The sequence below is a fragment of the Streptacidiphilus sp. MAP12-20 genome, from assembly GCF_041262525.1.
In the GTDB taxonomy this organism is placed as follows: domain Bacteria; phylum Actinomycetota; class Actinomycetes; order Streptomycetales; family Streptomycetaceae; genus Streptacidiphilus.
The window spans coordinates 33,012-45,424 of record NZ_JBGCCK010000008.1 but is presented as its reverse complement, the minus strand read 5'-3'; the positions used below and the strand labels follow the sequence as shown (position 1 = coordinate 45,424).

Genomic DNA, 12,413 nt, shown 5'->3' with positions numbered 1-12,413 from the left:
CACCGCCCTGCTTCACCAGGAAGTCGGACTCGAAGGGGCCGGGCTGCAGCTGGCCTCGCTCCCGCTCGACCTCGCGCAGGCGGGGTTGACCGTCGGGGCCGCCGCCGCGCTGTCCGGCATCGGACTGGTCGTCTGCTACCGGGCCACCGGCGTGCTGAACCTGGCCCAGGGCGCGATCGCCATGGTCACCGCCTACGCGCTGCGGCAGACCATCGTGGTCTGGCACTGGCCGCGCGCGCTCGCGATCCCGGCCTGCCTGCTGGTGTTCGCCCCCGCGATCGGCTGGGCGCTGGACGCCACCGTCTTCCGTCGGCTGCAGCGGCGCGGCGCGGGACCGGTCGAGACGCTGGTCGCCTGCCTGGGCGTCTTCGTGCTGCTGGTCGGCGCGGCGTTCCTGCTCTGGGGGCCGACCCCGCTGGCCGACGCGCCCAGCCTGCTGCCGTCCTCCCCGTGGGCGGTGCTGGCCGTGGTCGCGGTCCTCGCGGCCGGGGTGGCCGCGGTCGGGCGCTGGACGCCGTTCGGGACGCAGGTCCGGGCCGTCGTCGACAACCGGCGACTGGCCGAGCTGGCCGGGGTGGACGCAGACCGGGTCTCCTCGGTCGGCTGGGCCTTCGGCGCGTTCACGGCGGGGCTGACCGGCGCGGTGCTCGCGCCCGGCCTGCGCCTCGACCCGTACGGGCTGCCGCTGCTGGTGATGGAGACGATGGCGGTCGCGGTGATCGCCGGGCTGCGCAGCCTGACGGCGGCCGTCGCGGCGGCGCTCGCGCTCGGCGTGCTGCAGAGCGAGCTGACCCAGTTCCACCCCGGCGGCTGGACGCAGTCGCTGCTCCAGGCCGTGGGCGCGAACCTGTTCGTGCTCGCGCTGCTGGCGGCCGTGCTGTTGCTGCCACTGCGCTTCGCGGGATCGGAGCGGCGCGCGTATCACGCGGTGCTGACGGGCCCGGCGACCAAGCCCGCCTCCTCGCGCGCCTTCGCCGGGCGGGTCGCCTGCGCGACGCTGCTGCTGATGCCCTTCGCCTTCCGCGCCGACGACCTGCGGGCGGCGCTGCAGGTGCCCGCGCTGGCCCTGGTGCTGCTGTCGATCGTCGTGGTGACCGGCTACGGCGGCCAGGTCTCGCTCGGCCAGGCCGGATACGCGGGCCTCGGCGCGCTCTTCACCGGGCTGCTGGCGGGCGGCCGGCTCCCCGGCCTGCCGGCCTTCCCCGCGCCGGTGGCGTTGCTGCTGGCGGTGGTGCTGGCCGCGCCGCTGGGGCTGTTGGTCGGCTGGCCGGCGATCCGAAGGCGCGGGCTCGCCCTCGCGCTGACGACCTTCGCCGTCGGCACGGCCATCAGCCGACTGGTGTTCCAGCAGCCCGCCGCGACGACGGGCGTGGTGCTGGACCGGGTCGGCCTGCTCGGACAGGACCGCTTCTTCTACGGCGTGGAACTGGCGGTGCTTGCGGGCGCGTTGCTGCTGGTCAGGGCACTGCGCCGGGGCCGGCTCGGCCGGGCGCTCGGCGCGATGCGGGACCACGAGGCGGGCGCGGCGGCGGCCGGGGTGGACGTGCCACGGCTCAAGCTGCTGGCCTTCGTCGTCGGCGCGGCACTGGCCGCGCTGGGCGGCGGGCTGCTCGGACTCGGCGGGCAGGCCTTCGATCCGAACGCCTTCGACCCGGTACTCGGGCTGATCTGGTTCGCGGCCGTGGTCGTGTTCGGCGCGGACAGCGCGGTGGGGGCGGTGCTGGCGGCCGCGCTGCTGGTCGGCCTGGATGCGGGCACCGTCGCCGGGGTCTCCGCGGCGGCGGTCGGCGCGCTGGCGCTGCTGCTCGGGCGGATGCCGCCGGGCGGCCTGGCCGGACTGGCGCGGTTGCCACGGTTGCCGGGGCGCGGCCTGCGAGCGGCAGCGGCTGGCGAGGCGGACGAGGGGGCGGTGCGGCTCACGGAGCTCGGGCGGCAGCTGGCCGCCCGCGTCCGCCTGCCCGCACCGGCGGGCGAGCCCGCACCGGCGCCTTCGCCGCGACCGGCTCCGCTCCCCCGACGTGAGGGCGAACGGCTGACGGCACGGAACCTCACCCGCCGCTTCGGCGGCGCGACCGCCGTCGACGGCGTCACGCTCGCCGTGCCGCCGGGGCGGATCACGGCGTTGACGGGGCCCAACGGGGCGGGCAAGAGCACCCTTTTCGACTGCCTCAGCGGCGCCGGCCGGCCGGACTCCGGTCAGGTGCTGCTGGGAGGCCGGGATCTCACCCGGCTGCCCGAGCACGCCCGCGCCCGGCTCGGCCTGGCCCGCACCTTCCAGCAGATCGCGGTCTTCCCCGGGCTGACCGTCGCGGACAACATCCGTGTCGGCGCGGAGCAGGCGGCCCGGCGCAGCTCCCGTCAGTCCGCCGAGGACGCGGAACGGGTGCTGCGGCTGCTCGGCCTGACCGCCCTGCGCGACCACGCGGCGGCCGAGCTGCCGACCGGCACGCTGCGGCTGGTCGAACTGGGCCGGGCACTGGCGGCGGAACCCGCCGTGCTGCTGCTCGACGAGCCGGGCGCGGGTCTGGACCGGCGGGAGACGGCACTGCTGGTGGAGCTGCTGCGCTCGCTGGCGGACGGCGGACTGGCGCTGCTGCTGGTGGAGCACGACCGCGAGCTGATCGACGAACTCGCCTCCGGCGTCCACGTGATGAGCGCCGGCCGGACGCAGTTCCAGGCGCACGGGCAGCTGCAACTGCGGGCGGCGGGCGGGCGGTTCGGGGAGGGCGCGCGGTTCGGGGAGGGTGGGGAGGTCCGGCATGGCGGTTGAGATCGAGCTGCGCGGGGCGCGGGTGCGCTACGGACCGCTGGAGGCCCTGCACGGGGTGGACCTGGCGGTGCCGTCCGGGGCGGTGACGGTCCTGCTGGGCCGCAACGGGTCGGGGCGCACCAGCGTGCTGCACGCGCTCGCGGGCGTCGTACCGCTCGCCTCGGGGAGCGTGCGCTGGTACGGCGGGGCGGAACGGCCGCGCGAGATCACCGCTCTCGACACGTACCGGCGCTCGCGTCTCGGCATCGCCCTGCTTCCTGCCGAGCGGGCGGTCTTCCCCTCACTGAGCGTCGCCGAGAACCTGACGCTGCTCAGCGGGACGAGCGTCCCGGAAGCGCTGGAACTCTTCCCGGAACTCTCGCGGCTGCTGCCGCGCACGGCGGGCACGCTCTCGGGGGGCGAGCAGCGGATGGTGGCGCTCTCCCGGGTGCTGACCGGCCCGGCGCGCCTGCTGCTGCTCGACGAACTCGGCCTCGGCCTCGCCGAGGAGGTGGTGACTCGCGTCCACGCCGCGCTGTCGGCGCTGGTGGACGCGGGCCGGACGGTGGTGCTGGCGGAGCAGTCGCTTCCGCCGGAACCAGTACGGGTCGACGTGGTCTACGAGCTCAGGCGCGGAACGGTCGTGTCCGCGCGCGAGCCGGTCTGATTCAGCCTTGTTCAGCCTGGCTCCAGCCCGGACTCACCGCAGCCGCAGGACCGTCCCTATGGTCAGGTTGTCCGGGCTGGGCCCGATGACCGCGCGGTTGCGGGCGTAGAGGGCGGGCCAGCCGCCGGGCAGCTGGTAGCGGTGGGCGATGGCGGCGAGGGTGTCGCCGGGCTGGACCGTGTAGGTCGCGGGCGCGGTCACCGGCGGCCTGCCAGTCGGCGGCTTGCCGGTCGGCGGCTTCCCCGTCGGCGGTTTGCCGCCCCCGGTCGGGGGCCCGCTCAGTCCGAGGTCCCGCGAGCAGCTGGGCCAGGCGCCCCAGCCCTGCCACGCGAGGATCTTCTCCCCTATGACGATCTGCTGTGCCTTGCCGGCCAGGTCCGGGCGGGACGCGTAGCGCTGTCCGCCCGTCTCCCGCCAGGTCTCCAGGGAGATCTGGAGCCCGCCGTAGTACCCGTTGCCCGTGTTGATGTGCCACCGGCCGCTGCTCTCGCACATGGCGAGCCGGTCCCAGACGGACACCGGGACCCGGTTCGACGCGGCGTCAGCAACCTGTGGCAGCACACCGAGCAGCGCGGCCGAGGTTCCGAGCGCAGTACCGATCAGACACTTTCTGGCTATGCCCATGGCGGCTGACGCTACGTCGGCTCACACGGCGATCCGACTATCCGATGATCCGCCACGCCGCTGGATCACCCGGACGCCGTAATCCGGCCGGGAGCGGCCGTAGCTGGCCAGAGGGCGAAGCGCGACAGCGCGGCCCCCTGCCGGAGCAGGAGGCCGCGCTGGTGTCGTCACGCAGTCAGGCGTGCCTCAGCCGAACTGATCAGCCGAGGTTCAGGACCTGGCCCGGGAGGATCAGGTTGGCGTCGCCGCCGATGGTGCTCTTGTTGGCGGCGTACAGCGCCTGCCAGTTGGTGCCGTGAGCGGCGGCGATGGCGCTCAGGGTGTCACCGGCCTGGACGGTGTAGCTGCCGGAGGCGGAGCTGCTGCTCGCCGCCGGGGCGCTGGTGGAGGTGCTGGTGGAGGTGCTGGTGTCCTGCGAGGGCGCGGCCTGCGAGGAGGTGTCCTGCGAGGTGGCGGAGCTGCCCGTGGAGGAGCTGGAGGAGGACGAGCCGGAGGAGGACGAGGAGCTGGAGGAACTGCTGCCGGAGGTGTCGACCGAGGCAGCGGCGCCGCCCTGGCTCAGGCCGGCCTGCGGGCCGCAGACGGGCCAGGCGCTCGGGCCCTGGGCGGCCAGAACCTGCTCGGCGACGGCGATCTGCTGGCCCTGGGTGGCCTGGTCGGCGCTGGCGGCGTACTGGGTGCCGCCGTAGGCGGCCCAGGTGCTCGCGTCGAACTGCAGACCACCGTAGTAGCCGTTGCCGGTGTTGATCGACCAGTTGCCGCCCGACTCGCACTGCGCGACGGCGTCCCAGGTGGAGGTGGAGGCAGCGGAGGCGCTGGTCGCAGTGAGCAGACCGGCGACGGGGGCGGCGAGGAGGGTGGCGCCGACAACAGCGGTACGAACGCGGAACTTCATGAAACGCCTTTCGACACTCCCGGGCGGGTCGGCAGACCTGGCGCGCAGCGCCTGTTCGGCTCCGCGCTTCGCTGGTCCGCGCCCTCGCTCCGCCACTCGCCGCCGACCTGTCCGTGCGGCGGCGGGCACGTCCCCACGCTGCGCCGAGGGGCGCCGCAGGAGACGGTGCGAAGACGGGCGAACCCGGGTGGTGCTCGTTGCACCAACGTCAACGACCGTAGGAACCCCGGGCGAGAGACTCAAACCCCTGGGAGAAGTCCCAGCTCACGCTGCCGTTACCGGTAGTAAGAATCTTGGAAATTGCCACCCGATGTCCGAATTGGGACGTTTGTCGAACCGTCAACGAACCAGTTTCGTGACCCCGGTCACAGATAAGGCGGTTGAGCGGTCCGTGAGCTGCCCCACACGGTAGACAGAGGGTCACTTCCGAGCGCACACGCGTGACCGGATCCGACCTCTTTCCCGTGCCCTCGCGGCCTCAACCGTGACCCCGACCACATCCGGTGCGTTTGTCATCACGGCCGGGCAGACACGCTCCGGCCCCCGCGATTCGAGGAGTCATTCGTGCAGCGCATGATCGACGTCAGCGACGAGGTCCGTGCCGAGATCGGTGACGACGAGGCCGACCGCCTGCTTCAAGGGGCCACCGCCCCCGACCGCTACGACTGCACCTCCTGCCGGGCGCCCGGAGACGTGACGCAGGACCCGACGGCGACGGTGCTCTTCGTCGGCGAGGAGACGGCGGTTCTGGCCTTCGCCCACGCCCGGTGCATCCCCTCCCAGGTCGTCGAGGTGGCCGAGGAGCAGCTCCAGGGCGCCGTCCGCAGCATCAGCGCCGCGATGGCGGCGCCTGCCGCCCAGTCCGCGTCGGAGCAGCCGGTCCGCACGCCGGTGCAGGGCCCGGCGAACGGCGGCCAGGTCGCCCCGGCCGTGCTGGGGGTGACCTGCGGCCTGGTGCTCTGTCAGAACGGCCCGTTCCCCGGCACGCCACGCGCGGCGCTGGTCGTCGAGCCGACGGGCCCCGTCGGCCGTCCCGGCATGACGGTCGGCGAGGACGCGTTCGTGGAGCTGCTTCAGGAGCACGGTTTCCAGCTGATCGCCGACGTCGACTACCCGCCGGCGCAGCTGCGCGGCTGGTCGGTCCTGATGGCGATGGGTCAGCTCCACGCCGTCCTCCAGCCCGCGCAGGGCGGCGGCACGAACGCCTGGTGGCAGGCGCACCAGCCGCTCCAGGTCACGGATGCGTGGCGCGCCGCCGCGTCGCAGCAGGCCGAGGTCATCATGTACGCGGCCCCGGCCGGCAGCATCGGGCGCCAGCCGCGCGAGGATCTGCTGCGCCACGCGCTGGACGGCGCGGCGCGGCGCGGCCTGCTGCTTGGCGCTGTGCTCCCCCTGGCGGGAACCTGAGCACAGGCCTGAGCCATACCAGGGGCGCGAGGAACTGCGCGAGAAACCACCGATGAGCGGATGGCCCTGAACGTTCGGGGCTCTACCTCGCAGGGTGGCTTGTCGCGCACGCAGTGAATCAAGCAGCGCCTCGCGCCCCTGGTGGTGCAACCACAGGGGGTAGCGAATCTGCGGGTTCCGCGCCCCTGAGGTGTCGCAACTGACCCGCATCCTGGCAGGTGCTGTGTCGTTGGCCATTACGTGCACACCTTCGACACCTTCCCCCCGCCCCGACGCGAGGCCAGGGCGTGGCCCGCGTACGCAGAGACCGTCGCCGTGCCCGCTGCGATCCCCGCTATGCGGCCCGCGTTCGAGCGGGACGCCGGCCGGGACACGCCGATCTACGACGCGCTGTACAGCGAGTTCCGCCGCCTCTTCCGCAGTCTGCCCGGCGACCGCACCGGCGAGGAGAGCTTCAAGCTCCCCTACTTCTCGGACTTCACGCCGCCGCAGGTCCCCCACCTCGCGCCGCCGGGAGCCGGGCGGCACCGCAGCTACCTCTCGCTGCCGCCCGGCGAATCCTGAAGCCGTGTCGCCTACTTCTTGCGCCCGCGCTTCTCGCGGACCCGCACGGAGATCGAGATCGGCGTTCCGACGAAGCCGAACTCCTCGCGCAGCCGGCGCTCGACGAAGCGCCGGTAGCCCGCCTCGATGAAGCCGGAGGCGAAGAGCACGAACCGCGGCGGCTTCGTGCTGGCCTGCGTGCCGAACAGGATGCGCGGCTGCTTGCCGCCGCGCACCGGGTGCGGGTGGGCCGCGACGAGCTCGCCGAGGAAGGCGTTCAGGCGCGCGGTCGGGATGCGGGTCTCCCAGCCGGCAAGCGCGGTCTCGATCGCCGGGACCAGCTTCTCCATGTGGCGGCCGGTGCGGGCGGAGACGTTGACCCGGGGCGCCCACTGGACCTGGACCAGGTCCTGCTCGATCTCGCGCTCGAGGTAGTAGCGGCGCTCCTCGTCCAGCAGGTCCCACTTGTTGTAGGCGATGACGACGGCGCGGCCGGCCTCGACGGCCATGGAGATGATGCGCGTGTCCTGCTCGGTCAGCGTCTCGCTGCAGTCGATCAGGATGACCGCGACCTCCGCCTTCTCCAGCGCGGCCCCCGTCCGGAGCGAGGCGTAGAAGTCCGCGCCCGCGGTCTGGTGCACGCGGCGGCGGATACCGGCGGTGTCGATGAACTTCCAGGTCTTGCCGCCGAGGGTGATCATCTCGTCGACCGGGTCGCGGGTCGTGCCGGCCAGCTCGTTGACGACCACGCGGTCCTCACCGGCGACCTGGTTCAGCAGGCTGGACTTGCCGACGTTCGGACGGCCGATCAGCGCGACGCGGCGCGGGCCGCCGAGCGTCTGGTCGCCGAAGGTCTGCTCGGGGGCCTCGGGCAGCTTCTCCAGGACCGCGTCGAGCAGGTCGCCGGAGCCGCGGCCGTGCAGCGCGGAGACGGGGAAGGGCTCGCCGAGGCCGAGGTTCCACAGCGCGGCCGCGTCGGCCTCGCCGGAGATGCCGTCGACCTTGTTGGCGCAGAGCACGACCGGCTTGCCGGAGCGGCGGATCAGCTTGACCAGCGCCTCGTCGGTGTCGGTCGCGCCGACATTGGCGTCGACGACGAAGAGCACGGCGTCGGAGTTCTCGATGCCCATCTCGGCCTGCGCGGCGACCAGGCCCTCCAGGCCCAGCGCGTCGATCTCCCAGCCGCCGGTGTCGACCAGCTTGAAGCGGCGCCCGTTCCAGGTGGCCTCGTACTGGACCCGGTCACGGGTGACCCCGGGACGGTCCTCGACGACCGCCTCGCGGCGGCCGATGATGCGGTTGACCAGCGTGGACTTGCCGACGTTCGGGCGGCCGACGACGGCGAGCACCGGCAGCGGCACGTGGCGGCCCTCGGCGTCGAGGTCGCCGATCTCTTCGAGGTCGAAGCCCTCCTCCGAGGCGAGCTCCATGAACTCGGCGTACTCGGCGTCGTCAAGCTCGCCGTGACCGGCATGTCCGGCGTTCTCAATGCTCATCTGGCGGTGCCAACTCTCGTCTTCATCTGCGGCAAGCGGTTCGGGAGGGCGAAGGCCCTGGCGGGCGGCGTCAGCCCAGGCGGGCGGCGGCGCGGTCGCGCACCAGCCCGATGATGTGCGCGACGACCTGGTCGGGGCTCATCTCGCTGGTGTCGACCTCGACGGCGTCGTCGGCCTTCCGCAGCGGCGCGGTGGCCCGACTGGAGTCGGCGGCGTCGCGGCGGTTGATGTCGGTCAGGATGGCCGCTATCTCGGTCTCGTCGGTGACGCCGAGCTGAGCCGCGCGGCGGGCGGCGCGGGTCTCGGCGGACGCGGTGAGGAAGACCTTCAGGTCGGCGCGCGGGAAGACGACGGTGCCCATGTCGCGCCCCTCGGCGACGATGCCGCGGGGCGCGGCGAGCGCGGACTCCCGCTGCAGTTCGACGAGCCGGTCCCGCACCTCCGGCACGGCGCTGACCGCGCTGACGGCGGCGGTCACCGGCTGCTCCCTGATGGGCGTCGAGACGTCGACGCCGTCGACGGTGATGGTGGGCGTCCCGGCGTCGGTACCGGAGACGATCGCGGGCTTCGCGGACGCGACGGCGACCGCGTCGGCGTCGTCGACCTCGACGCCGTTGGTCAGCAGCCAGTACGTCATGGCGCGGTACATGGCGCCGGTGTCGAGAAAGCTGAGCCCCAGCTGCGACGCGATCTCCCGCGACACGGTCGACTTTCCGGTGCCGGCGGGGCCGTCGAGCACGACGACGACCGGGGCAGAGGAGTTGTCCACGGTGAGATCCTTCGGGGAGCGACGGCAGGGGTACTACATAAAGGTTACCGTCCGCAATTGGTGACACTGCCAGGGCGCGGGGCTCCGCTGATTTGCGGCTCCTCCCCCAGCCTTCGGCCGGGAGGCGCCCCCTGCGTGGGCGCGAGCCTCTGAGCAAGAGGGTCAGCCGCACTACCCAGGGGCGCGGGGCTCTGCTCGATGAACTGCGTGCGCGACAAGCCACCCTGTGCGGTGAGTCCCCGAACGAGCAGGGCCATCCGCTCGTCAGTGGTTGTTCGTGCACGCAGTTCATCGAGCAGAGCCCCGCGCCCCTCGGGGAGTGCAACCGACCCGCTTGCCGAAGGGCTACCGAAGGCTCCAGCCGCGGTCGCGGAGCGCAGCGACCAGCGTCGCCACCACGCCCGGGGCCACCGAGAGGGTCACGAAGCCGGCCTGTTGGCCGGTCGAGTGCTCGATCGTCACGTCCTCGATGTTGACCCCCGCCTGGCCCGCGTCAGCGAAGAGGCGGGCCAGTTCGCCCGGCTGGTCGCCGATGAGGACGGCCACGTCCTCGTAGCGGGTGGGCGGAGCCCCGTGCTTGCCGGGGATGCGGGCCCGGCCCGCGTTGCCGCGGCGCAGCACGTCCGCGACCGCCTCGGCGCCCTCGCCGCGCTTCGCCTCGTCCTCGGCCTGCAGCGACCGCAGACCGGCGACCGCGCCGCCGAGGTCGCTCGCCAGCTCCTCCAGGATGTCGGCCACTATCCCCGCGTTCGCGCTCAGGATCTCGACCCACATCGCCGGGTTCGACCCGGCGATCCGGGTCGTGTCGCGGATGCCGGGGCCGGCCAGCCTGACCGCGTTCTCCGAGGCGTGCTCCAGCCGCGCCGCCACCAGCGAGGCCAGGACCTGCGGTGTGTGCGAGACCAGCGCGACCGCGCGGTCGTGCGCGGCCGCGTCCATGACCACCGGGACCGCCCCGCACAGCGCGACCAGTTCCAGCGCCGCGTTGAGGGTGTCGGTGTCGGTGTCCGGCATCGGAGTGAGCACCCAGGTGCGGCCCTCGAAGAGGTCGGCTCGCGCGGCCAGCGGGCCGCTGCGCTCGGCGCCGGACATGGGGTGGCCGCCGATGTAGACGCTGGTGTCGCAGCCGAGGGCGACGACGTCCTGGCGCGGGCCTTCCTTGACGCTCGCCACGTCCGTGTAGTGGCGGGCCAGGCCCTCGCGCTGGGCGTCGGCCAGCACCCGGCCGATCAGCGCCGGCGGCACCGCGACGACCGCCAGGTCGACGACGCCCTCCGGCGGGTCGACCGTGCCCGCGCCGAGCGACGCGGCGGTGCGGGCGGAGTCGGGGTCGGCGTCGCGCAGGTGGACCGTCATGCCGCGCGCGGTGAGCGCGAGCGCGACGGAGGTGCCGATCAGTCCGGTGCCGATCACGAGGGCGGTGCGCATGGCGGGGTACGTCCTCAGCTTCTGATTGCGACGACAGCTGCTCAACATCATCGCCGACCGACGAGCGGGCTAGCGGACCAGCGGACTAACGGCGGCCGATCGGCTCGGGGCGCAGTCCGATCCGATCGGCGGGGCCGCTGTGCTGTCACCGTAACCGCGAGTGCCCGACTGCTGACACGACCGTCCGCAGGGCAAGACGCGGGCCGCCCGACAGGACGCTCAGCCTCAGCCGGCCAGGATGCGCAGCTCCCGGCTGGTGAGGTTGAGCCGCTCGCCGCCGTCGGGCGTGCAGACGGCGATGTCCTCGATCCGAGCGCCGAACTCGCCGGGCAGGTAGATGCCGGGCTCGATGGAGAAGGCCATGCCCGGCTCCAGGGGCCGCGCCGAGCCGGAGACGATGTAGGGCTCCTCGTGGGTCTCCAGGCCGATGCCGTGGCCGGTGCGGTGGATGAAGTAGTCCCCGTAGCCGGCCTTGGTGATCAGGTCGCGGCCGACGGCGTCCAGCGCCTCCGCCGTCACTCCCGGCGCCACCGTGTCGCACTGCTCCTTCTGCGCGGCCAGCAGCACCTCGTAGAGGGCGTCGTAGCGGGCCGGCGGGCGGCCGACGCAGTAGTTGCGGGTCGAGTCGGAGCAGTAGCCCGAGGGCATCGTGCCGCCGATGTCGACGACGACCGGCTCGCCCTCGCGGATCACCCGGTCGGAGACCTCCGCGTGCGGGCTCGCGCCGTTGGGGCCCGAGGCGACGATGACGAAGTCGACCCGGACGTGCCCGGCGGCGATGATCGCGTCGGCGATGTCGCGGCCGACCTCGCGCTCGGTGCGGCCGGGGCGCAGCCACTCCTCCATCGCTGAGTGGACCTTGTCGATCGCCTCGGCGGCCTCCAGCAGCGCCGCCACCTCGGCCGGGCTCTTGCGGATGCGCAGCTCGCCGAGGACGCGCCCGGCCAGCGTCTGCTCGGCGCCGGGAAGCGCGTCGCGGAAGGCGAGGACCTTCTCGGCGAACATGTGGTTGTCCAGGCCGACCCTGCCGAGCCCGCGCGGCAGCCGGGCGGCGACCAGCGCGTAGGGGTCCTCGGTCTCGCGCCACGGGACGATCTCGACGTCCAGCGCGCCGACCGGCGAGGCCTCGGCGGCGGGCTGCTCCAGCAGCGGGACGACCAGGAAGGGGGCGCCCTCGGCGGGTGCGACCAGGCAGGTGAGCCGCTCCAGCGGCAGTGCCTCGTAGCCGGTCAGGTAACGCAGGTCCGCGCCCGGGGAGATCAGCAGGGCGTCCAGCCCGGCGGCCTTGGCCGCCGCCTGGGCGCGGCCGATCCGGTCGGCGGGGTAGAGGTCAGGGTCAACAGCCGCGTCGTGTGCCATGGCAGAAGTCCATCACGCCCCGCCCGTCACCGCAGCCCTCTACTCGCGCGGCGCGAGTTGGGGTACAAACAGGACATGCTCTTCCACCTGACTCCTCTCGATGCCTGGCTGGAACATCCGGACCGCCCCTACGCCACGGCCTCGCTGGCGCTGGAGGGGTTCATCCACTGCTCCGCCGACGAGGAGCAGGCCCTCGCCGTCGCGAACGCGCGGTTCTCCCGGACCCGGGGGCCGCTGATGGTGCTGCTCATCGACGAGGACGCGCTCGACGCGCCCGTGCGCTGGGACGAGATCGAGGAGGGCGTGACCTTCCCGCACATCTACGGGCCGGTGAACCGCACGGCCGTCGTCGGGATGCTGGAGGTCGAGCGGGATGCGAGCGGCCGCTGGGCCTCGCTCGCGGTCTGGAGCTGACCCGTCGTAGCGGTGGTGTGATTCTCCGTCAATTCACCTGCGGGTAACGATGAGTCCCCGTA

The 12,413-nt window shown here is 73.3% G+C and carries 11 protein-coding genes; 5 read left to right on the top strand and 6 right to left on the bottom strand.

Translation table 11 applies throughout. From position 1 onward, the window contains the following. The first annotated feature begins 49 nt into the window (after positions 1–49). On the top strand, positions 50–2,770 hold the full coding sequence (locus ABIA32_RS12650; protein WP_370094651.1) for an ATP-binding cassette domain-containing protein: 2,721 nt from the start codon (positions 50–52) through the stop codon (positions 2,768–2,770). Continuing rightward, complete coding sequence (locus tag ABIA32_RS12645; RefSeq protein WP_370094171.1) at positions 2,760–3,416, top strand: ATP-binding cassette domain-containing protein; 657 nt, start codon at positions 2,760–2,762, stop codon at positions 3,414–3,416. Before ABIA32_RS12650 ends, ABIA32_RS12645 begins: the two co-directional genes overlap by 11 nt. Positions 3,417–3,449: 33 nt before the next feature. Here ABIA32_RS12645 and ABIA32_RS12640 read toward each other — a convergent pair whose 3' ends face one another. Together ABIA32_RS12640 and ABIA32_RS12635 are read right to left on the bottom strand one after the other, a co-directional pair. After that, on the bottom strand, positions 3,450–4,040 hold the full coding sequence (locus tag ABIA32_RS12640) for a transglycosylase family protein (RefSeq protein WP_370094170.1): 591 nt from the start codon (positions 4,038–4,040) through the stop codon (positions 3,450–3,452). 199 nt (positions 4,041–4,239) lie between these two features. Beyond that, positions 4,240–4,935, bottom strand: a complete 696-nt coding sequence (locus ABIA32_RS12635) for a transglycosylase family protein (RefSeq protein WP_370094169.1) — start codon at positions 4,933–4,935, stop codon at positions 4,240–4,242. Positions 4,936–5,499: 564 nt separating this feature from the next. On the opposite strand from ABIA32_RS12635, the gene ABIA32_RS12630 reads away from it, so the two are divergent. Further along, complete coding sequence (locus tag ABIA32_RS12630; protein ID WP_370094168.1) at positions 5,500–6,342, top strand: hypothetical protein; 843 nt, start codon at positions 5,500–5,502, stop codon at positions 6,340–6,342. 240 nt (positions 6,343–6,582) lie between these two features. Further along, positions 6,583–6,906: a hypothetical protein gene (locus tag ABIA32_RS12625; RefSeq protein WP_370094167.1), complete on the top strand. Its 324-nt coding sequence runs from the start codon at positions 6,583–6,585 to the stop codon at positions 6,904–6,906. Between the two features lie 11 nt (positions 6,907–6,917). Here ABIA32_RS12625 and der read toward each other — a convergent pair whose 3' ends face one another. From der to ABIA32_RS12605, 4 genes are all read right to left on the bottom strand, one after another. Then, positions 6,918–8,381: a ribosome biogenesis GTPase Der gene (gene der, locus ABIA32_RS12620; protein WP_370094165.1), complete on the bottom strand. Its 1,464-nt coding sequence runs from the start codon at positions 8,379–8,381 to the stop codon at positions 6,918–6,920. Between the two features lie 70 nt (positions 8,382–8,451). Then, complete coding sequence (cmk, locus tag ABIA32_RS12615) at positions 8,452–9,150, bottom strand: (d)CMP kinase (protein WP_370094163.1); 699 nt, start codon at positions 9,148–9,150, stop codon at positions 8,452–8,454. Between the two features lie 345 nt (positions 9,151–9,495). Next, positions 9,496–10,578 (bottom strand): prephenate dehydrogenase, encoded by a 1,083-nt coding sequence (locus ABIA32_RS12610; RefSeq protein ID WP_370094161.1) that lies wholly within the window; start codon positions 10,576–10,578, stop codon positions 9,496–9,498. A 225-nt stretch (positions 10,579–10,803) separates the two neighbouring features. Further along, the gene (locus tag ABIA32_RS12605) at positions 10,804–11,937 is read right to left on the bottom strand and encodes a M24 family metallopeptidase (RefSeq protein WP_370094159.1); all 1,134 of its coding nucleotides are present in this window, start codon (positions 11,935–11,937) and stop codon (positions 10,804–10,806) included. 75 nt (positions 11,938–12,012) lie between these two features. Here ABIA32_RS12605 and ABIA32_RS12600 point away from each other — a divergent pair, with 75 nt between their 5' ends. Then, positions 12,013–12,351: a DUF952 domain-containing protein gene (locus tag ABIA32_RS12600; protein WP_370094157.1), complete on the top strand. Its 339-nt coding sequence runs from the start codon at positions 12,013–12,015 to the stop codon at positions 12,349–12,351. Positions 12,352–12,413 lie beyond the last annotated feature (62 nt).